At 63.2% G+C, this 20,752-nt stretch carries 15 protein-coding genes; 8 read left to right on the top strand and 7 right to left on the bottom strand.

Annotated features, from left to right (window positions below):
- The first annotated feature begins 79 nt into the window (after positions 1 to 79).
- Together NIM87_RS07460 and NIM87_RS07455 are read left to right on the top strand one after the other, a co-directional pair.
- Positions 80 to 1,489: a protein adenylyltransferase SelO gene (locus NIM87_RS07460; protein WP_254674001.1), complete on the top strand. Its 1,410-nt coding sequence runs from the start codon at positions 80 to 82 to the stop codon at positions 1,487 to 1,489.
- Positions 1,490 to 1,505: 16 nt separating this feature from the next.
- Entirely contained in the window at positions 1,506 to 2,060 is a 555-nt protein-coding gene (locus NIM87_RS07455; RefSeq protein ID WP_254674000.1) for a gamma carbonic anhydrase family protein, read from the top strand.
- 156 nt (positions 2,061 to 2,216) lie between these two features.
- Here NIM87_RS07455 and NIM87_RS07450 read toward each other — a convergent pair whose 3' ends face one another.
- Positions 2,217 to 3,629, bottom strand: a complete 1,413-nt coding sequence (locus NIM87_RS07450) for a helix-turn-helix domain-containing protein (RefSeq protein ID WP_254673999.1) — start codon at positions 3,627 to 3,629, stop codon at positions 2,217 to 2,219.
- A gap of 124 nt (positions 3,630 to 3,753) precedes the next feature.
- On the opposite strand from NIM87_RS07450, the gene NIM87_RS07445 reads away from it, so the two are divergent.
- The 5 genes from NIM87_RS07445 (at position 3,754) to NIM87_RS07425 (ending at position 13,025) form a co-directional block, all read left to right on the top strand.
- Positions 3,754 to 5,286, top strand: coding sequence for an acyl-CoA carboxylase subunit beta (locus NIM87_RS07445; protein WP_254673998.1), 1,533 nt, complete (start codon positions 3,754 to 3,756; stop codon positions 5,284 to 5,286).
- 10 nt (positions 5,287 to 5,296) lie between these two features.
- Positions 5,297 to 7,279: an acetyl-CoA carboxylase biotin carboxylase subunit gene (locus NIM87_RS07440; RefSeq protein ID WP_254673997.1), complete on the top strand. Its 1,983-nt coding sequence runs from the start codon at positions 5,297 to 5,299 to the stop codon at positions 7,277 to 7,279.
- 297 nt (positions 7,280 to 7,576) lie between these two features.
- Positions 7,577 to 9,691 (top strand): methylmalonyl-CoA mutase, encoded by a 2,115-nt coding sequence (scpA, locus tag NIM87_RS07435; RefSeq protein WP_254673996.1) that lies wholly within the window; start codon positions 7,577 to 7,579, stop codon positions 9,689 to 9,691.
- Between the two features lie 145 nt (positions 9,692 to 9,836).
- Entirely contained in the window at positions 9,837 to 10,247 is a 411-nt protein-coding gene (gene mce / locus NIM87_RS07430) for a methylmalonyl-CoA epimerase (protein WP_254673995.1), read from the top strand.
- 117 nt (positions 10,248 to 10,364) lie between these two features.
- Positions 10,365 to 13,025 (top strand): bifunctional diguanylate cyclase/phosphodiesterase, encoded by a 2,661-nt coding sequence (locus NIM87_RS07425; protein WP_254673994.1) that lies wholly within the window; start codon positions 10,365 to 10,367, stop codon positions 13,023 to 13,025.
- Positions 13,026 to 13,159: 134 nt separating this feature from the next.
- Here NIM87_RS07425 and NIM87_RS07420 read toward each other — a convergent pair whose 3' ends face one another.
- Positions 13,160 to 13,885, bottom strand: a complete 726-nt coding sequence (locus tag NIM87_RS07420; protein ID WP_254673993.1) for an SIMPL domain-containing protein — start codon at positions 13,883 to 13,885, stop codon at positions 13,160 to 13,162.
- Positions 13,886 to 13,968: 83 nt separating this feature from the next.
- Between NIM87_RS07420 and NIM87_RS07415 the strand changes: the two genes are divergently transcribed.
- Positions 13,969 to 15,003, top strand: a complete 1,035-nt coding sequence (locus tag NIM87_RS07415; protein WP_254673992.1) for a Gfo/Idh/MocA family protein — start codon at positions 13,969 to 13,971, stop codon at positions 15,001 to 15,003.
- Positions 15,004 to 15,291: 288 nt separating this feature from the next.
- Here the strand turns inward: NIM87_RS07415 and NIM87_RS07410 are convergent, their stop codons facing one another.
- The 5 genes from NIM87_RS07410 to NIM87_RS07390 form a co-directional block, all read right to left on the bottom strand.
- Entirely contained in the window at positions 15,292 to 16,119 is an 828-nt protein-coding gene (locus NIM87_RS07410; protein ID WP_254673991.1) for an ABC transporter ATP-binding protein, read from the bottom strand.
- Entirely contained in the window at positions 16,116 to 16,964 is an 849-nt protein-coding gene (locus tag NIM87_RS07405; protein ID WP_254673990.1) for an ABC transporter ATP-binding protein, read from the bottom strand. The genes NIM87_RS07410 and NIM87_RS07405 overlap by 4 nt, the downstream gene beginning before the upstream one ends.
- A gap of 3 nt (positions 16,965 to 16,967) precedes the next feature.
- The gene (locus NIM87_RS07400) at positions 16,968 to 17,882 is read right to left on the bottom strand and encodes an ABC transporter permease subunit (protein WP_254673989.1); all 915 of its coding nucleotides are present in this window, start codon (positions 17,880 to 17,882) and stop codon (positions 16,968 to 16,970) included.
- Positions 17,883 to 17,890: 8 nt separating this feature from the next.
- Positions 17,891 to 18,898, bottom strand: a complete 1,008-nt coding sequence (locus tag NIM87_RS07395; protein WP_254673988.1) for an ABC transporter permease subunit — start codon at positions 18,896 to 18,898, stop codon at positions 17,891 to 17,893.
- Positions 18,899 to 19,046: 148 nt separating this feature from the next.
- Positions 19,047 to 20,642 (bottom strand): ABC transporter substrate-binding protein, encoded by a 1,596-nt coding sequence (locus NIM87_RS07390; protein WP_254673987.1) that lies wholly within the window; start codon positions 20,640 to 20,642, stop codon positions 19,047 to 19,049.
- Positions 20,643 to 20,752: the final 110 nt, after the last annotated feature.

The raw sequence follows: 20,752 nt of genomic DNA, 5'->3' as shown, positions 1-20,752 counted from the left end.
CGCCATCGCCAGACAAGGCAGCGCAGAGCGGGTTTGCACCAGCGACGAACGAAAATGCTTCTGTTAGCGTTGCGCCGTGATGAGCCAGTTCCAACCCGCCAAGACCCACGAGACGCTGGGCGATGATTTTTTCGACCGCGTCGCGCCCGCTGATTTTCCCACAATCGTGTTGCGCCACCGCGACCAGCGCTGGGCCGAACGGCTGGGGCTGGGCGGATTGAGCGAGGCCGAATGGCTCGACCATTTCGGACGGTTCGTCCCCCTGCCCGGCTCGTTCAGCCAACCGCTGGCGCTGCGCTATCACGGCCATCAGTTTCGTTCGTACAATCCGCAACTGGGCGACGGGCGCGGGTTTTTGTTCGGCCAGTGCAGAGATCCGGTGGACGGGCGCCTGCTCGATTTCGGCACCAAGGGATCGGGGAAAACGCCCTGGTCGCGCGGCGGCGACGGGCGGCTGACGCTCAAGGGCGGGGTGCGCGAGGTGCTGGCGACCGAAATGCTCGAAGCGCTCGGCGTCTACACCTCCAAGAGCTTTTCACTGGTTGAAACCGGGGAGCAGCTTTATCGCGGCGATGAGCCCTCGCCCACCCGCTCGGCGGTGCTGACGCGGCTGAGCCACAGCCACATCCGCATCGGCACGTTCCAGCGCCTGGCCTATCTCGAAGACGAGGCGAACCTGGCCAGGCTCGTGGATTACAGCATTGCCCACTACTACCCCGAACTGGCGGCGGCCGAGGACAGGGCGGCGGCCCTCCTGGAAGCCGTGGTGAAGACCGTGGCACGGCTGGGGGCGCAATGGATTGCCGCAGGCTTCGTGCATGGCGTGCTCAACACCGACAATATCAACATCACCGGGGAGAGCTTCGACTATGGTCCATGGCGGTTCGTGCCGGTGTATGACCCCGATTTCACCGCCGCCTATTTTGACGAAACCGGGCTTTATGCCTTTGGCCGCCAGCCCGATACGTTGGCCTGGAACCTGACGCGGCTGGCCGAGTGCCTGCTGCCCCTGTCTTCCATCGACACGCTGGAGCCGGCGCTGAACACGGTCTGGCCGGTGTTTCGGGAAGAGCTGCCGCGGCAAATCCTGCGGCGGCTGGGCCTGAAGCCGGGCGACGTGGAGCGCGATGGCGCCTTTGTCACGGCGCTGTTCGGATTTCTCGGGGCCAGCAAGGCGCCCTATGAGCAGTTCTTTTTTGACTGGCGCGGCGGCGGCATGAGCAGCGGGCGCGCGGCAAAAAGCCCGGCGGCGGACCATTATGCCAGCGAAGTGTTCCGGCCCGTGGCGGACCTGATGGAAGGGTATGGGCCAAGCGAGGACGTCAATCTCGATCATGCCTATTTTTCACGGGAGCGACCGCGCACCATGCTGATCGAGGATATGGAGGCCATCTGGGCGCCAATTGCCGAGAATGATGACTGGGGGCTGTTCGAAAGGACCCTTTCGGAAATCGCCCAGATGCGCGATGCCTATGGAATAAAGCCGTAACGGTCAGGAGGACAGAATGCCCGTTTATACTCTCGATGGCGTTGCGCCCCGGATCGATGAGAACGTTGGCTGGATCGCGCCGACGGCGGTGCTGGTGGGCGATGTGGTGGTGGGGCCCGAAGTGGGCATCTGGTTCGGCGTGGTGGCGCGGGGCGATATCGAAACCATTTCCATCGGCGCGCGGACCAATGTGCAGGAAAACTGCGTGCTGCACACCGACAGGGGATTTCCGCTCAACATCGGGGCCAATGTGACGGTGGGGCATTCGGCAATCGTGCATGGCTGCACCATCGGCGATAATACGCTGATCGGCATGGGCGCGACGGTGCTCAACGGGGCGGTGATCGGGAAGAACTGCCTGATCGGCGCCAATGCGCTGGTGACCGAGGGCAAGGTGATCCCGGACAATAGCCTGGTGATGGGCGCCCCAGCCAAGGTGGTGCGCGAGATCGACGCCGAGGGCGTGGCGGGGCTGGCGGCGTCGGCGGATCGCTATGTGAACAATGCCAAGCGGTTTGCAGCGGGGATGAAGCCGGTGGGTGGGCATGAACCGGAGTTTGATCCGGCGTGAGGGATCACCCCACCCTAGCTGCGCCAGGACGCGCTGCGTCCGGCTTCGCTACCCTCCCCATCTAGGGGAGGGAGGGATGAACACTGGCGTCTCGGCCCTGCGCCTCCCTCCCCTCGATGGGGAGGGATTGAGGGTGGGGTGACTGGACTATCCGCTTCACCCGATCTCGTAGGGCACCACGCTCCGCCGATCCGCCGGCACGGAAATGCCGACCGCCAGCGGCGGAACGGCGCGTTGGGGGCAGTTGCGGCGTTCGCAGATGCGGCAGGAGATGCCGATGGGCTCGAAGGGTGCGCCCGCTATGTCGAGATCGTCGGCATAGACCAAGCGCCCGGCATGGCTGATTTCGCAGCCCAGCGCATAGGCATAACGCCGCGTGGTGCCGCGATAGCCGCCCATGCGCTTTTCGCCGGACCAGGCGAGGCAGAGATATTGCTTGCCGTCGGGCGTTTCGGCCAATTGCCGGATGATCTGGCCATGGGCCTCGAAGGCCCGATGCACGTTCCACAAGGGACAGGCGCCGCCGAAGCGGGCAAATTGCAGCGCGGTGGCCGAATGGCGCTTGGTGATCGTGCCGGCCGCATCGACCCGGGCAAAGAAAAACGGCACGCCCTTTTCGCGTGGGCGCTGCATGGTGGACAGCCGGTGCGCGACCTGTTCGAGGCTGGCGCCGAAGACGCGGGCCAGTTCTTCGATATCGAAGCGATAGGCGTCGGCGGCCTTGAGAAAAGCGGCATAGGGCATGTGCAGCGCCCCGGCGAAATAATTGGCCAGGCCCATGCGGGCAATGGCGCGCGCTTCGGGTGAATTAAAGCTCGCGCCATCGAGCAAGGTTTCAAGCAAGGTCGATTGCTCGAGCCCGCAAAGCACCGTGCCGATCTGGAAGAACTGGCTCGACGGATCAAGATGGGCATTGACCCAGAGGCTGCGATTGGGACGGTCGAACTCGACCAGACGGTCGCCGCTGGCGGGCGGGCTGAGGACGACGCGAACAGCGTGGGTCTCGGCGCAATAGTCGATCAGCCGCCGCAGCCGGTCGGGGCCGAATTCGCCCAGCTCGGTTGCCAGGGTTTCGGCGGCGCGGTCGAGCGGGTCGATGTAATTGTCGGCATAATGGAAGAAGTCGCGCACTTCTTCATAGGCCGTGGTCACGCCGCTCTGGGGATCGCGCGAGAGGGCCGCATCCATGCCGGCCAGCTTTTCATTGGTCTTGCGATAGGCCTCGTAGAGCGCCAGCACCGCGCGGGCCATGTCGGGCGCATTGGCGGCGACCGATTTCAACTCCTGCAGGTTGGGCACCGCCTCGCCAAAGACCGGATCGGCCAGGGCCTCGCGCAGGTCGACGACCAGCCGGTCGCTGGCATCGGTGGCAAGGCTTGCCAGATCAAGATTGAAACGATCGGCCAGCGCCAGCATGACCGAGGCGGTCAACGGTCGCTGGTTGGATTCGATCTGGTTGACATAGGACGCGGAGATGTCGAGCCGCGCCGCCAGCTCGGCCTGGGTCAAGCGGTGCTGCGCCCGCAGGGCCCGCAAGCGGGCGCCGGCAAAGACCTTTCTGGGGGCCAATCTTCACAACTCCACAAAATCACATGAGTACGTTTGTGTGATTGTAGCAGGATTGCCTTTTCCTGTCTTGGGGTGTGGTGGCCAAGGGGCTAAGGTCGGCACAGCGACATCCGGGAGGCCGCCGATGCAGGACATACTTTCCGCCCTTGAAGGCAAGCGGGCCGAAGCGCGACTGGGGGGCGGGCAAAGGCGCATCGACACCCAGCATTCCAAGGGCAAGCTGACGGCGCGCGAACGGCTCGACGTGTTGCTCGATCCCGGCTCGTTTGAAGAATACGACATGTTCGTTACCCACCGGGCGGTGGATTTCGGCATGGAAAAGCAGATCTATCCCGGCGATGGCGTGGTGACCGGCTGGGGGACCATCGAGGGGCGGCTCACCTATGTGTTTTCCCAGGACTTTACCGTCTTTGGCGGCTCGCTGAGCGAAACTCACGCGAAAAAGATCTGCAAGATCATGGACCTGGCCATGCAGAATGGCGCGCCGGTGATCGGGCTCAATGACAGTGGCGGGGCGCGTATCCAGGAGGGCGTGGCTTCGCTGGGCGGTTATGCCGATGTGTTCTGGCGCAATGTGCAGGCCTCGGGCGCCATTCCGCAGATTTCAGTGATCATGGGCCCCTGCGCCGGCGGCGCGGTCTATTCCCCTGCCATGACCGACTTCATCTACATGGTCGAGGACACGAGCTATATGTTCGTGACCGGGCCCGATGTGGTGAAAACCGTCACCAACGAGAGCGTCACCCAGGAAGAGCTGGGCGGGGCTTCGACGCATACGAAAATCTCGTCGGTGGCCGACGCGGCCTTTGCCAATGACATCGAAACGCTGCTCGAAGTGCGGCGCTTGTTTGCCTATCTGCCGCTTGCCGCCGGGCAGAAGCCACCGCGCCTTTCGACCCACGACCCGGCGGACCGGCGCGACGACAAGCTCGACACCATTATCCCGGCCAGCGCCAATACGCCCTATGACATGCGCGAGGTGATCACCACCGTCGCGGACGAGGGGGATTTTCTCGAAATCCAGAAGAATCACGCGGGCAATATTTTGTGCGGCTTCATCCGGCTCGATGGCAATACGGTGGGCGTCGTCGCCAACCAGCCGCTGGTGCTGGCGGGGTGTCTCGATATCAACGCCTCAAAGAAAGCCGCGCGCTTCATCCGCTTCTGCGACAGTTTCGAAATTCCGATCCTGACCTTTGTCGACGTGCCTGGCTTCCTGCCCGGCGTGGCGCAGGAATATGGCGGCATCATCAAGCATGGCGCCAAGCTGCTGTTCGCCTATTCGGAGGCCTCGGTGCCGCTGGTGACGGTGATCACGCGCAAAGCCTATGGCGGGGCCTATGACGTGATGGCGAGCAAGCACATCAAGGCGGATGTGAACTATGCCTGGCCCTCAGCCGAAATCGCGGTGATGGGCGCCAAGGGGGCGACGGAAATCCTCTATCGCTCGGAGCTGGGCGACAAGGACAAGATCGCCCAGCGCACGGCGGACTATGAAGCGCGCTTCGCCAATCCGTTCGTGGCGGCAGAGCGCGGGTTTATCGACGACGTGATCATGCCGCATGGAACGCGGCGCCGGGTGATCCGGGCTTTTTCGAGCCTCAAGCACAAGAGCGTGCAGGGGCCGAAGAAGAAGCACGACAATATTCCGTTGTGAGGGGGACACAATGACAATCACCAAACTCCTCATTGCCAATCGGGGCGAGATTGCCTGCCGGGTGATCAAGACGGCCAAGAAAATGGGCATTGCCACGGTGGCGGTTTATTCCGACGCCGACCGCGAAGCGCTGCATGTGCGGATGGCCGATGAGGCGGTGCATATTGGCGCTTCGCCGGCCAAGGAGAGCTATCTCCAGATCGACAAGATCATTGCGGCCTGCAAGGCGACGGGCGCTCAGGCGGTGCATCCGGGCTATGGCTTCCTCTCGGAAAACCCGAAATTTGCCGAGGCGCTGGAGGCGGCCGGGATCATCTTTGTCGGGCCGCCGGTAAAAGCCATTGAGGCGATGGGCGACAAGATCACGTCCAAGAAGATCGCGGCCGAGGCGGGTGTGTCGACCGTTCCGGGGCATATGGGGCTGATCGAGGACGCCGAGCATGCGGTGACCATCGCCAAATCCATCGGCTATCCGGTGATGATCAAGGCGAGTGCCGGCGGCGGCGGCAAGGGCATGCGGATTGCATGGACGGATGCCGAGGCACGCGAGGGCTTTGAGCGGAGCAAGTCCGAGGCGGCATCGAGCTTTGGCGATGACCGGATCTTCATCGAAAAATTCGTCACCGAGCCGCGGCATATCGAAATCCAGCTGATCGCGGACGCGCATGGCCATGCGCTCTATCTCAACGAGCGCGAATGCTCGATCCAGCGGCGCAACCAGAAGGTGATCGAGGAGGCGCCCTCGCCGTTCCTCGATGAGGCGACGCGCAAGGCCATGGGCGAGCAGTCGGTGGCACTGGCCAGGGCCGTTGGCTACCAGAGCGCCGGGACGGTGGAATTCATCGTCGACAAGGATCGCAAGTTCTACTTTCTCGAGATGAACACGCGGCTGCAGGTCGAGCATCCGGTGACCGAGCTGATCACCGGGCTGGACCTGGTCGAGCTGATGCTGCGGGTGGCAAACGGCGAAAAGCTGCCGCTGGGCCAGGATCAGGTGAAGCGGAACGGTTGGGCTATCGAAAGCCGGCTCTATGCCGAGGACCCGTATCGCAATTTCCTGCCTTCGACCGGACGGTTGACGCGCTATCGGCCACCGGCGGAAAGCGCCAGTGACACGCTGGTGGTGCGCAATGATACGGGCGTGTTCGAGGGCGGGGAGATTTCCACGTTCTACGATCCGATGATCGCCAAGCTCTGCACCTGGGCGCCGACGCGCATTGCGGCGATTGATGCGATGGCGGTGGCGCTCGACACGTTCGAGGTGGAGGGCGTGGGCAATAATTTGCCGTTCCTCTCGACCGTGATGGAGCAGAGCCGCTTCCGCGAGGGGCGGTTGACCACCGGCTATATTGCCGAGGAATTCCCCGAAGGCTTTGCCGGGGCAGAGCTGAGCGAAACGCATCATGCCGATGTGGTGGCCGCCGCAGCGCTGCTGATGGCCCGGCGCGAGCAGCGGCGGCTCGGTGCCGAGGCGGAAAGCCAGTGGCATGTGCAGGTGGGTGATAAGGCCGAAACCGTGACGCTGCATCAGCACGGCCTTGAAACCCTGGTGGACATGGGCTGGCGCAGCCAGGCGGCGCATTTGCACTGGCAGCCGGGCGAAACGCTGGCGCGGCTCGATTGGTCGGGCGGCGGCCATGTGGTGCTCAAGGTCGAGACCAGGACATCGGGCTTCCGCATCCGCTATCGCGGCGCGGACCTGAAGGTGCTCGTCCTCAGGCCGCATGTGGCGCACTATCTCAAGCATATGCCGGTCAAGGTGCCGCCGGACATGAGCCGGTTCCTGCTCTGCCCGATGCCGGGACAGGTGGTGCGAATCGATGTCAGCGAGGGCGACGTGGTCGAGGACGGGCAGACCCTGGCCATCGTCGAAGCCATGAAGATGGAAAATGTGCTGAAAGCCGAAAAGCGGGCGCGGGTGAGCAAGGTGCATGTGGTGCCCGGCGCGGTGCTGGCGGTGGATCAGGTCATGCTCGAATTCGAGGCGGTGTGATGGCTCGCAGGGAAGCCTTGGCTCTTTCGCCTCCCTCCCCCTTGAGGGGAGGGACTGAGGGCGGGGGTCTCGGCGGCTTGGGCGAACACCAACTGGCCAATCCTGGACGAAACAACGACACCCCCACCTCAGCTACGCCAGGACGCCTTGCGTCCGGCTGCGCCCGCCATTCGAGCAAAGCTCTCATGGCCTTCTCGCCTCAATTCTCTCCACTGGAGAGAATTGCCCTTCGGGACGGGTCGAAGCCCACAAGGGGGCGGGAGGCGCAAAACGCGAGGCCGGCAGAAGGAGCAGCCCATGTCTGACAACCACGAAAAATGGGCCGCTCTCGCCCAGAAGGAATTGCGCGACACGCCGCTCTCTTCGCTCGACCGAGACTATGGGGGGATTGGCGTCAAGCCGGTCTATTTCGGCGCGGGATCGGAAGTGCCCGGCATGGAGCCGTTCACCCGCGGCGTGCGGGCGACCATGTATACCAACCGGCCCTGGACCATCCGGCAATATGCCGGGTTTTCGACGGCGCGGGAGAGCAACGCCTTCTATCGGCAGGCGCTGGAAAAGGGGCAGAAGGGGCTTTCTGTCGCTTTCGACCTCGCCACCCATCGCGGCTATGACAGCGACCATCCGCGTGTCGTGGGCGATGTGGGCAAGGCCGGCGTTGCCATCGACACGGTCGAGGACATGAAGGTGCTGTTCGACGGCATTCCGCTCGACCAGATGAGCGTCTCCATGACCATGAATGGCGCGGTCATCCCGGTGCTGGCCATGTTCATTGTCGCGGCCGAGGAACAGGGGGTCCGGCAGGATCAGCTCGAAGGGACCATCCAGAACGACATCCTCAAGGAGTTCATGGTCCGCAATACCTATATCTATCCGCCCGAGCCATCGATGCGGATCGTGGGCGATATCATCGCCCACACGGCCGAGCACATGCCGCGCTTCAATTCGATTTCGATCTCCGGCTACCACATGCATGAGGCGGGAGCGACGGCAGTGCAGGAGCTGGCGTTCACGCTGGCCGATGGCATGGAATATGTGCGCGCGGCCCAGGCCAAGGGGCTCGATATCGATGCGTTTGCCGGGCGCCTGAGCTTCTTTTTCGGCATTGGCATGAACTTCTTCCTTGAGGTCGCCAAGCTGCGGGCTGCGCGGCAATTGTGGAGCGAGATCATGAGTGATCTGGGCGCCAAGGACCCGCGTTCCAAAATGCTGCGCACCCATTGCCAGACCTCGGGCGTGTCGCTGACCGAGCAGGACCCGCACAATAATATCGTGCGCACCACCATCGAGGCGCTGGCGGCGACGCTGGGCGGCACGCAGAGCCTGCATACCAATTCGTTCGATGAGGCTATCGCCCTGCCGACCGAGTTTTCGAGCCGGATCGCGCGCAATACCCAGCTGATCCTCCAGCATGAAAGCCGGATCACCGATGTGGTCGATCCGCTGGGCGGGTCCTATTACATCGAGGCGCTGACGGCCGATCTGGTGAAGGGCGCCAAGGCGCTGATTGCGGAGGCGGAAGCCCAGGGCGGGATGACCGCTGCGGTGCAATCGGGCGGGCCGAAGCTGGCCATCGAGGAGGCCGCAGCCTTGCGGCAGGCGCGGGTGGACCGGGGCGAGGATGTGATCGTCGGGGTGAACCGCTACCGGGTCGATACCGAGGAAAAGATCGAGCTGCGCACTATCGACAATGCCAAGGTACGGTCCGAGCAGATCGCCCAGCTTGAGCGCATTCGTGCGAACCGCGACGAGGCCAGATGCCAATCCATGCTGGCGGGGCTGCGCGAATATGCGGCCAAGGATGAGGGCAATCTGCTGGCGGCGGCCGTGGAAGCGGCGCGCGCCCGGGCCACCCTGGGTGAAATTTCGGCGGCGCTGGAAGATGTCTTTGGCCGGCATCGCGCCGTGACCAAGGTGATTTCGGGCGTCTATGCGGGGGGCTATGGCGAAGACCCGCAGCTCAAATCCGTCGCCGACCGGGTGCAGGGCTTCAAGGCCGCACGCGGGCGCGCGCCGTCGATCTTTATCGCCAAGATGGGCCAGGATGGGCATGACCGGGGCGCCAAGATCATTGCCTCGGCCTTTGCCGATCTCGGTTTCTCCGTCCATATGGGGGACCTTTTTGAAACCGCGCCGGAAGTTGCGGCCCATGCCGATGACCTCAAGGTGGATGCGGTGGGCGTGTCCTCGCTGGCGGCCGGACACAGAACGCTGGTGCCCGAGCTGATCGCGGCGCTCAAGGATCGGGGGCTGGGGGAAGTGACCGTCGTGGTCGGCGGGGTCATCCCCGAACCGGATTATGACTTCCTCTATGACGCGGGCGTCGCCGCGATTTTCGGACCCGGGACCAATGTGCTGGATGCCGCGTTCTCGGTGCTCAATGAGATCGAGGGGAGGCTGAGCAATCGATGATGATGGAAGCCCCCTCATCCGGCGCTGCGCGCCACCGTCTCCCCGACAGGGAGACGAATAGTCCGGTGGTCACCTCTTATTCCTCTCCCCCTGGGGGAGAGGGTGGATCGCGCGCCAGCGCGAGACGGGTGAGGGGGGGCCTCGCATGATCGGGCGCCTCAATCATATCGCCATTGCGGTGCCGGACCTGGCCGTGGCGGTGGCAACCTATCGCGATCAACTCGGCGCCCAGGTGGGGGCGCCGCAGGCGCTGCCCGAGCATGGGGTGACGGTGGTGTTTATCGACACGGGCAATACCAAGGTGGAATTGCTTGAGCCGCTGGGCGCAGGCTCGCCCATTGCAGGGTTTCTCGAAAAGAACCCGGCGGGCGGCATGCATCACATCTGTTTCGAGGTGCCCGACATTGCCGCGGCCGTGTCGCGGCTGGTGTCGGGTGGCGCAAGGGTGCTGGGCGACGGACAGCCGCGGACAGGCGCGCATGGCAACCCGGTGGTTTTCCTCCACCCCAAGGACTTTTCCGGCACGCTGATCGAGCTCGAACAGGTCCGCGGCTAGCCTCATTGTCACAACGTTTACCAAAAGCCGACATTGCCAATACGGTAAGGCACTCATCAACCCTGGGCCCCTAGTATCGCTCCGACACAGAAAGTGTCAGGGCGCTCAGGCGAGAGAATGAACCAGGGACGGGCAGCAAAACAGAGCGGAGACTGGCGGCGCATCATGGCGGTGCCGGTGCTCCTGGCACTGGTCGCTCTATTGGTGGCAGCGGTGCTGCTCGACCGGCAGAACCTGCAAATCGCCGAGAACCGCCTGCGCGCCGATACGCTCAACCAGATTTCCGTGATCCGCGCCAAGCTCGAAGGGCATGTTTCGAGCAATATCCAGCTGATCAAGGGCCTGGTCTCGGTGATTTCGACCGAACCGGACATGGACCAGACCCGCTTCGACACGCTGGCGGCCAACCTGTTTGAGGAGGAAAGCCAGTTGCGCTCGATCGCTGCGGCGCCCGATCTCATCATCTCCATGACCTATCCGCTGGCCGGCAATGAGGCCGCCATCGGCCTCAACTACCGCGAGATGCCCTCGCAATGGCCCGCGGTCAAGGCCATGCTCGAAAGCGGGCAACTCACCATTGCCGGGCCGGTCGATCTGGTGCAGGGCGGCCGCGGCTTTATCGGCCGTTTCCCCGTCCATGTCGGACAGGGCGCAGAGCGCCGGTTCTGGGGCCTGGTGTCGGCGGTGGTCGATGTCGACAAGCTCTATGCCGATAGTGGCCTGTTCGACCCCAATCTGGCGTTTGATATCTCGATAACCGGCAATGATGGGTCGGGCGGGACCGGGCAGCGGTTTTACGGGCCGGACCTGAGCCAGGCCCAACCCGTTGTCGCCGATGTGGTGCTGCCTTCGGGCCGCTGGCAGATCGCGGCCGTGCCCAAGACCGGATGGAATGCCGATCCCTTCTCCACCTGGTCCCTGCGCGGCATGATTTTCGCAGCCGGGGCGCTGATCCTTTTTCCGGCCTTTCTCACCGTTCGCATGGTGCGCGAGCGCCACGACCATATCCGTGAGCTGGGACAGCGCGAAGTCGAACTGGCGCGGCTCAGCCGCCGTTTGAACCTTGCCCTCGACGCCTCCAAGGTCGGCGTGTGGGAGCTGGACATGGCGACCAATCTTGAGACCTGGGACGACCGCAATAACGAGATTTACGGCTTGCCCACCGATGGTGGGCCGCGCAACCACAACCATTGGTACGATGCCGTGCACCCCGAGGACCGCCAGGCGGCGGAGACCACGTTCCGCACCATGATCGCCTCGGGCTATTACGAAACCGAATATCGCGTGCTGCTGCCCGACGGCCAGCTGCGCTATGTCCGCTCGGTGGGTTCGCTCTATAGCGAGCCCGGACAGTCGGACAAGGTGGTTGGCGTCAACTGGGATGTGACCGGGGACGTCGAACTCAACGAGGACCTGCGCCGGGCCAAACGGCAGGCGGAAGCCCGCAATAATGAGCTGGAAGCGGCGCGCATCAGCATCGAGCACAATGCCCTGCACGACAGCCTGACCGGTCTGCCCAATCGGCGGTATCTGGACGAGGTGCTCAAGCGCCACGCAGCCGATGGCTATCATGGCAGCGGCTCGATTGCGCTGCTGCATATCGATCTCGACCGCTTCAAGCAGATCAACGACACATTGGGCCACGCGGCCGGCGATGCCATGCTGATCCACGCCAGCAAGGTGTTGCGCGCCAATTGCCGGGAAACCGACTTTGTCGCGCGTATCGGCGGCGATGAATTCGTCATCCTGTCCAGCGCCGGCTCGAACAACACAAGGCTGACGCTGATTGCCGACCGGATCGTGCGCGAGATGGGCCGGCCGGCGGTGCATGAGGGGCATGAATGCCGCTTTGGCGTCAGCATCGGGGTTGCGGTGTCGCGATCCTCCGACATCGACGTCAAGCAACTGCTGGTCAATGCCGACATCGCGCTTTATCGGGCCAAGGCTCGCGGGCGCAATCGGCACGAGTTTTTTACCGAGGCCCTGCAGGCCGAAGTCATCCACACCAAGCACGTGGCCGACGAAATCCTCAAGGGACTCGATACCAACGCGTTCTTTGCCCATTACCAGCCGCAGTTCGATGCCCATACGCTGGAGCTGGTCGGGGTCGAGGCCCTGGCCCGCTGGCAGCATCCCAAGGACGGGCTGAAGATGCCCGACAGCTTCATGGCCGTGGCCGAGGAGCTCAATGTGGTCGCCCAGATCGACCGCCTGGTGCTCGACCAGGCGCTGACCGACCTGGCGCGCTGGGACCAGATGGGGCTCAATGTGCCGCGCGCCTCGGTCAATGTCTCGCTGCGGCGCCTGCATGACGAAGGGCTGATCGAAAGCCTCAAGAGCCTGCCATTGACGCCGGGACGCCTGTCGTTCGAGCTGGTGGAAAGCATTTATCTCGACGAGAGCGACGGCATTGTCGCCTGGAATATCGACCAGGTGAAGGAACTGGGGATCGATGTCGAAATCGACGATTTCGGCACCGGCTATGCCTCCATCGTCTCGCTGCAAAAGCTGCATCCGCGCCGGCTCAAGATCGACCGCCAGCTGGTGATGCCCATCCTTGAAGAGCCGGCGCAGCGCCAGCTCGTGGCTTCAATTGTTGATATCGGCAAGTCCATGGATATCGAAATCGTCGCCGAGGGCGTCGAATCCATGGATCATGCGATTATCCTGCGCGATCTTGGATGCGATATCCTGCAGGGCTATGCCTTTGCCCGCCCCATGGCGCGCGACGCCCTGGAGAGCTTCCTGCGCGAAAACAGCTGGGCCCAGACCGGTTAGGCCGTTCCACACTCAGGCCGACACCCCCACCCCGGCTCTGCTTTGGCCTATCGGCCTGGCGTCGCAACCCTCCCCACAAGGGGGAGGGAGGCAAAAGAGCTGCGCGCTCAGCTAAACGTGAAATGATCCAGGCGTCAGTCAACCAGGAAATAGGTGATCGTGGTCACGACGCGAACCTTCTTGTCGATCTGCTTTTCGGGCCGGTCATTGGGGATTTCGACCGCCGGCAGGATTTCAAAGACACCCTGGTTGGCGGTCTGGATATCGCCCACCTGCGCCCCGGACTCGGTGGCGAATTGTTCGGCGGTTTCCTTGGCGCGCTGGGTGGCCTCGGTCAGCATTTCGCTCTTGAGATCATTGATGCCGGTAAAGACAAAACTCGCCCCGGCGCTATAGGCATCGGATGAGAATACTACGCCCTGGCGCAGCAGGTCGGCCACAGAGCGGCTGGCTTCGGCCAGATCCTGCACCCGATCGGTCGTGACCAGCATGTCCTCGGTGAGGACAAAGCGGTATTCGTCGTTCATCGAGCCGGCGCTGTAGCCGGCGGCGCGATCTTCCACGAGCACGTTCTGCACCTGGATTTCATCCTGGGCAAAGCCGCGCTCATCGAGAAATCCGCGCACGGCGGCTTCGGAGGTTTCAAGGCTGGCGCGCGCCGCTTCGAGCGTCGGGCCGGTGGCGACAAAGCGGATGGGCCAGAAGCCCAGATTGGCTTCGACCGAGCGCTCGCTAAGGCCCTTGACCGTCACCACCCGCAGCGGCTGGCGGCTTTCCACCAATGAGGTGCCGACAAACCAGCCGGCCAAGGCTATTCCGGCGGCAACGCAAAGCGCGGCAACAATCCCGACCAGTTTCATGCTAGGTCCCTCTCCCATGTCCCCAATGGACTGATGAGCGCCGGAAACGTGGCGCGATAAAGGCATTAGAAGGAGGCGGCTGAATGGCGCATGAACAGGCACGATTTGGACTGGGTGTGGTGGGCGCGGGCATGGCGGCCAAGCCCCATGCACTGGCGCTGAACGCCCTCAAGGACCGGGTCGATGTGCGTGGTGTCTGGCGCCGCAACCGCGACGAGCTGAACCAGTTCTGCACCGAATATGGCTTCCCGGCGGCGGAGAGCTATCAAGCGCTGCTGGCCGACCCGGCGGTCGATGCCATCCTGGTGCTGACGCCGCCCAATGCGCGCGAGGAGATTGTCGCGGCGGCGGCACAGGCAGGCAAGCATGTGCTGATGGAAAAGCCGGTGGAGCGCTCGACCGCAGCCGCCGAGCGGATTGTCGCGGCCTGCGAGGGGGCGGGGGTGACGCTGGGGATCATCTTCCAGCACCGGTTCCGGGCGGCCTCGAAAGCGCTGGCCGGAAAGGTCGCCAGTGGCGAATTGGGCGCTTTGCAGGCCGTGCATCTGGTGGTGCCGTGGTGGCGCCCGCAGGCGGGCTATTATGACAAGCCGGGGCGCGGCAGCTTTGCCCAGGACGGCGGCGGGGTGCTGATCACCCAGGCCATCCACTCGCTCGATTTGATGCTGAGCCTCACCGGCCCGGTCAAGGCGGTGACGGCGCTGGCGGCGACGACGGGCCTGCACAGAATGGAGACCGAGGATTTTGTCGCGGGGGGCATGGACTTTGCCAATGGCGCGGTGGGCGGTCTGATGGCCACCACCGCCAATTTCCCCGGCGGGGCGGAAAGCCTGACGCTCAATTTTGCCAAGGCCAGCGCCACGCTGACCGGGGGTAACCTGACGCTCAATTGGTTCGACGGGCGCAGCGAGACCATTGGCGAGGCCAGCAATTCGGGTGGCGGTGCCGACCCCATGGCCTTCCCCTTCGACTGGCACATGGCCCAGATCGCCGAATTTGCAGACGCGGTCACGGCTGGTCGTCAGCCCGTATCGACCGGCAAGACGGCGCTGGCCGTGCATCGGCTGATCGACGCGCTGATCCGCTCGGGCAAGGAGGGCCGGCGCGTCGAGGTTTAGACCGTTTCACGTTTAGCTGAACGCCTGCCCTTTTTCCTCCCTCCCCCTTGTGGGGAGGGTAGCGACGCTAGGCCGACAGGCCATAGCAGAGCTGGGGTGGGGGTGACGCGACCTCCAAAGACGCCGAGCCAGAGGACATGCCGACACCCCCACCCTCGGTCCTTCTCTCCTCAAACCTCTCCACCGGAGAGGTTTGCCCTTCGGGACGGGTCGAAGCCCACAAGGGGGAGGGAGGCGATGGAACCGCGTCCGCCTGAGTGTGAAATGATCTGGAGGGCCAGAAGGGCTCTAGGCGGCGGCCTTCTTTGCTGCGATGCGCGCGCGGATGCTGTTGACATCGGCGCGCGGCGTCGCGGCGAAGAGGGTCTTGGTATAGTCGTGCTGCGGATCGGCAAAAACCGCATCGCGGGTGCCATGTTCGACCACATCCCCGAAATACATCACCATCACCTCGTCGGCGATGTAGCGCACCACCGACAGGTCGTGGCTGATGAAGACATAGGTGAGGCCGAACTCGTCCTGCAGATCCTTGAGCAGGTTGAGGATCTGGGCCTGCACCGAAAGGTCGAGCGCCGAGACCGGCTCGTCGAGGACAAGAAAGCTGGGGTTGAGCATCAGGGCGCGAGCGATGGCGATGCGCTGGCGCTGGCCGCCCGAGAACATGTGCGGATAGCGATTGAAGTGCTCGGGCCCGAGGCCGACCTTGATCAGCATCTGCATGGCCCTGTGCCGACGCTCGTCATTGGACATGTCGGTATTGAGCAGCAGTGGCTCGGCCAGCACTTCGCCAATCTTCTGGCGCGGGTTGAGCGAGCCATAGGGGTTCTGGAAAACGATCTGCACCTTCTGGCGCATCTGCTTGGTGACATGGGCGGCACTGGCCGGCAGGCCATCGATGAGGATTTCCCCCGATGTCGGCTGATCGATCAGGGTGATCATCCGGGCCAGGGTTGACTTGCCGCAACCGCTTTCGCCCACCACGGCCAGGGTCTTGCCCTTTTCGAGCGTGAAATTGACGCCCTTGACGGCATGGAGCACCTTGGCCGGACGGAACAGGCCGCCCGAGGTGACATAGTCGCGCTTGAGATTGCGCACTTCGAGAACGGGCGTGCTCATCGGCCGGCTCCCACTTCATCGGCAAAATTGAAATCGGAGACTGTGGGCAAGCGGTCGCCCACGGCATTGTCGGGCAGCGCCGAGAGCAGGGCGCGGGTATATTTGGAGCTGGGGTTTTCAAAGAGGGTGAGCACGTCGGCTTCCTCCATCTTGTGACCCTTGTATTGCACGATCACCCGGTCGGCGGTTTCGGCAACAACGCCCATATCATGGGTGATCATGATCAGGCCCATGCCGGTATCGGCCTGGAGCTTGACCAGCAGATCAAGGATCTGCTTCTGGATGGTGACATCGAGCGCAGTGGTCGGTTCGTCGGCGATCAGCAGCTTGGGACTGCACGCCAGGGCCATGGCGATCATGACGCGCTGGCACTGGCCGCCCGACATCTGGTGCGGGAAGGCGCCGAGGCGCTCGGCGCCATCCTTGATGCCAACCAGCTGCAAGAGCTCAATGGCCCGGTCGCGCGCCGCCCGCCCCCTCAGGCCCATGTGGCGGCTGAGCACTTCCTCGATCTGGAAGCCGACCGTGAAGCAGGGATTAAGGCTCGCCACCGGCTCCTGGAAGATCATGGCAATGTCCTTGCCGATGATCTTGCGTTTTTCGGCCGGGGCCATGTTGAGCAGGTCGCGCCCTTCAAACTCCATCTTGTCGGCGGTGACGGTGGCGGTCGGGGGCAGCAGGCCCATCACGGCCAGCATGGCCACCGACTTGCCCGAGCCACTTTCGCCCACAATGGCCAGCACTTCGCGCGCTTCCACCGACACATCAATGCCGTCAACGGCCTTGAACAGACCCGCCGAGGTATCGAAGGAAACGGTGAGGTTCTTGATTTCAAGCAGGGGCATGGATCAGCTCCTCTTGAGCTTGGGATCGAGCGCGTCACGCAGCCCGTCGCCAACCAGGTTGATCGCCAGAACGGTGATCAGAATGGCCAGGCCCGGGAAGGTCACGACCCACCAGGCGCGCAGGATGAACTGGCGTGCTTCGGCCAGCATGGTGCCCCATTCGGGCGTCGGCGGCTGGGCGCCAAGGCCGAGAAAGCCGAGGGCCGCGGCGTCGAGAATGGCGCTCGAAAAGCTCAGTGTCGCCTGAACGATGAGCGGAGCAAGGCAATTGGGCAGGATGGTCTTGAACATCATGCGCCAATGGCCCGAACCAGCCATGCGGGCCGAGGTGACATAGTCCTTGCCCAGTTCGCCCAGCACCGCCGAGCGGGTCAGACGCACAAAGTGCGGCTGCAGCACCAGGGCAATGGCGATCATCATGTTGAGAAGGCCCGGCCCCAGAATGGCCACCAGCACCAGCGCCAAGAGCAGCGATGGGAAGGCGAGGATAATGTCCATGATGCGCATCAGCACCGTATCGACCCACCCGCCGGCATAGCCGGCGATCAGCCCAAAGACGACGCCGGCGCCAAGCGCGATGATCACCACCACGGTGCCGATCAGCAGCGAATATTGGGCACCATGAATGAGCCGGGAGAGAATATCGCGCCCCACCGCATCGGTGCCGAGCAGGAATTCGGGGCGTCCGCCCTCGATCCAGGACGGGGGCACCAGCAGGGCGTCACGATATTGCTGGATGGGCGAATGCGGGGCCAGCCATTGGGCAAAGATCGCCGTCAGCACCAGCAGGGTGAAGACGACAAGGCCGATGACGGCGCCACGATTGACGGAGAAATAATACCAGAACTCGCGCAGCCGGATCAGCGGGCTGATCTTGGGGGCTGCGTTCGGATCGGCGACGGTAACAGGATTGGACATGTCGCCTCCTAATTATGCCGGATGCGCGGATTGATGAGCCCATAGAGCACATCGACGATGAGGTTCACGGCCATGACGATCAGGGCGATCAGCAAGAGGCCGGCCTGAACCACGGGGTAATCGCGGCGGGAGATGGCGTCGACCATCCACTTGCCGATGCCGGGCCAGGAAAAAATGGTTTCGGTGAGAATGGCACCGGCCATCATCACCCCGACCTGGAGGCCAATGGTGGTGACCACGGGGATGAGGGCATTGCGCAAGGCGTGTTGCCCAACCACCTGATGAGGCGCCAGGCCCTTGGCGCGGGCGGTGCGCACATAGTCGTCGCCCAGCACCTCGAGCATGGCCGAGCGCGTCTGGCGCGCAATCACCGCCAGGGGAATGGTGCCCAGCGTGACCGTGGGCAGGATGAGATGGCGCAGGGCCGACACGAAGGCGCCATCCTGCCCCGAGAGCAGGGCGTCGATGGTCATGAAACCGGTCGTGGTGGGGAAATAGTAGAGCAGGTCGATGCGCCCGGATACCGGGGTCCAGCCCAGCATGCCGGAAAAGAAGATGATCAGCAGCAGGCCCAGCCAGAAGATGGGCATGGAATAGCCCACGAGCGCGGTGCCCATCAGGGTCTGATCGTACCAGGAGCCACGCTTGACCGCGGCGATGACGCCGGCGGGAACGCCCAGGGTCACGGCAAAAAGGATGGCGCAGACCGAGAGTTCAACCGTGGCGGGAAAGAGGGTGAGGAAGTCGCGGATAACGGGCCGCTTGGTGGAAATGGAGGTGCCGAAATCGCCCTGGAAAATGCCGGCGAGATAGTCCCAGTATTGCACCCATATCGGTCGGTCATAGCCGAACTGGACAATCAGGTCCTGGTAGCGCTCGGGCGTGACACTGCGCTCACCGGCGATCAGCAGGATGGGATCGCCCGGCAGGATGCGGACGAAGGCGAAGGCCACGATCGTGATACCGATGAAGGTCGGTATGATCAGCAGCAGGCGATTGAGAATGAAACGGATCATCTGTTTTCCGAGGAGGTCGGGGACGGATGGTCCGCCCCCGGACCCAAAGCACTTTCAGCAAAAGTGAACGTCACTTTTGCTGAAACCGCGGCCATAGAAATGCAGAACGGCCCAGCGATATCTGATCGCCAGGCCGCTCGGTTCCCGATTACTCGGTGATGTCGACACCGTCAAAGGCGTGGGTGCCCTTGGGGTCCATGACATAGCCGGTGACCTTGTTGCTCATCGGCATGAAGACCAGCGAGTGGGCAATGGTCGCCCAGGGGGCTTCGGCCTTGAACACTTCCTGAGCCTTGACGTAGAGCGCAGTACGTTCGGCCTGGTCGGAGACGACCTTGGCATCCTGGATGTAGCCGTCGAACTCTTCGTTGCACCACTGGGCGCGGTTGGCGCTGCCAACGGCATCGCAACCAAGCAGCACGGCAAGGAAGTTGTCCGGGTCGCCATTGTCGCCGGTCCAGCCCAGCAGCACGGCGCCGTCACGGTCCACAGCAGAGGACTGGGCGAGGTATTCGGCCCATTCCATGGAGACGATTTCAACATCGACGTCCACGGCAGCAAAGTCAGCCTGGATCAGTTCGGCCATGCGACGGGCATCGGGGTTGTACGGACGCGACACCGGCATTGCCCAGACCTTCATCGAGAGGTTCTCGACGCCGGCTTCGGCAAGGAGGGCCTTGGCGGCTTCAGGATCATAGGCGTCGTCGACGGTGGCCTCGTTATAGGACCACATGGTCGGCGGGATCGGGTTCTTGGCGATTTCAGCATTGCCTTCGAACACGGCCTCGATGATGGCCGCCTTGTCGATGGCCATGTTGAGGGCCTTGCGGACGCGGGCGTCATCAAAGGGAGGCTGCTGGGTGTTGTAGGCGAGGTAGCCGACGTTGAGGCCTTCCTGCTCCATCATCACCAGGTTCGGATCGTTCTTGATGATCTCGAGGTCAGCCGGGTTCGGATAGGGCATGATGTGGCATTCACCAGCCTGCAGCTTCTGCAGACGCACAGCCGGGTCGGTGGTGATGGCGAACACCAGATCGTCGATCGGCTGCACGCCATTCCAGTAGTCGTCGAAGCTGGCGTAGCGGATGGCTGCGTCCTGCTGGTAGTTGACGAACTGGAACGGGCCGGTGCCGATGGGCTGCTGGTTCAGCATGTCCATGGTGCCGGCGGCTTCGAGCTGTGCGGCATATTCGGCCGACAGGATCGAGGCGAAATCCATGGCCAAATTGGCGATGAACGGCGCTTCGGGACGGGTCAGCACGAACTTGACGGTGTAGTCGTCAACCTTTTCGATGGAGGAGATCAGCTCACCCATCGACATCGAGTTGAAATATTCCCAGGTGATGCCGGCCGAATAGGCGTTCCACGGATGATCCGCGCTCCACTGGCGCTCGAACGAGAACAGCACGTCATCGGCGTTGAAATCGCGGGTCGGGGTGAAATATTCGGTGGTGTGGAACTTCACGCCCTGGCGCAGGTGGAAGGTGTATTCCAGGCCATCGTCGGAGACTTCATAGCTCTCGGCCAGGCCGGGCTCGGTGGTCGAGGCGCCCTTGGTGAACTGCACCAGGCGGTTGTAGATCGGACGGCTGGAAGCGTCGAACGTGGTGCCGGCGGTGTAGGGCGCCGGGTCAAAGCCTTCAGGCGAACCTTCCGAGCAGTAAACAAGAGTCTTGGCCTGCGCTGCACCGGCGGCCAAGGCCAGCATGGCGGTTGCCGCCATCAAGGTTTTCATCAATTTCATGATTGTTGTCTCCCGAGACATTTTTTTGCGCACCCGGCTGCGAACCGAGGCTTGGATGCCAACAAAGCCTAGAATTTGAGGGAGCGCAATGGGGAGAGTTGACCATTTGG

Origin of the sequence: Devosia ureilytica (assembly GCF_024273195.1) — a bacterium.
Lineage (GTDB): Bacteria > Pseudomonadota > Alphaproteobacteria > Rhizobiales > Devosiaceae > Devosia > Devosia ureilytica.
This window is presented reverse-complemented; position numbering and strand designations above follow the sequence as displayed.

Coding starts and splice junctions, on each gene's coding strand:
- NIM87_RS07460 (WP_254674001.1), top strand. CDS start 80: ATGAGCCAGTTCCAACCCGCCAAGACCCACGAGACGCTGGGCGATGAT.
- NIM87_RS07455 (WP_254674000.1), top strand. CDS start 1,506: ATGCCCGTTTATACTCTCGATGGCGTTGCGCCCCGGATCGATGAGAAC.
- NIM87_RS07445 (WP_254673998.1), top strand. CDS start 3,754: ATGCAGGACATACTTTCCGCCCTTGAAGGCAAGCGGGCCGAAGCGCGA.
- NIM87_RS07440 (WP_254673997.1), top strand. CDS start 5,297: ATGACAATCACCAAACTCCTCATTGCCAATCGGGGCGAGATTGCCTGC.
- scpA (WP_254673996.1), top strand. CDS start 7,577: ATGTCTGACAACCACGAAAAATGGGCCGCTCTCGCCCAGAAGGAATTG.
- mce (WP_254673995.1), top strand. CDS start 9,837: ATGATCGGGCGCCTCAATCATATCGCCATTGCGGTGCCGGACCTGGCC.
- NIM87_RS07425 (WP_254673994.1), top strand. CDS start 10,365: ATGAACCAGGGACGGGCAGCAAAACAGAGCGGAGACTGGCGGCGCATC.
- NIM87_RS07420 (WP_254673993.1), bottom strand. CDS start 13,885: ATGAAACTGGTCGGGATTGTTGCCGCGCTTTGCGTTGCCGCCGGAATA.
- NIM87_RS07415 (WP_254673992.1), top strand. CDS start 13,969: ATGGCGCATGAACAGGCACGATTTGGACTGGGTGTGGTGGGCGCGGGC.
- NIM87_RS07410 (WP_254673991.1), bottom strand. CDS start 16,119: ATGAGCACGCCCGTTCTCGAAGTGCGCAATCTCAAGCGCGACTATGTC.
- NIM87_RS07405 (WP_254673990.1), bottom strand. CDS start 16,964: ATGCCCCTGCTTGAAATCAAGAACCTCACCGTTTCCTTCGATACCTCG.
- NIM87_RS07400 (WP_254673989.1), bottom strand. CDS start 17,882: ATGTCCAATCCTGTTACCGTCGCCGATCCGAACGCAGCCCCCAAGATC.
- NIM87_RS07395 (WP_254673988.1), bottom strand. CDS start 18,898: ATGATCCGTTTCATTCTCAATCGCCTGCTGCTGATCATACCGACCTTC.
- NIM87_RS07390 (WP_254673987.1), bottom strand. CDS start 20,642: ATGAAATTGATGAAAACCTTGATGGCGGCAACCGCCATGCTGGCCTTG.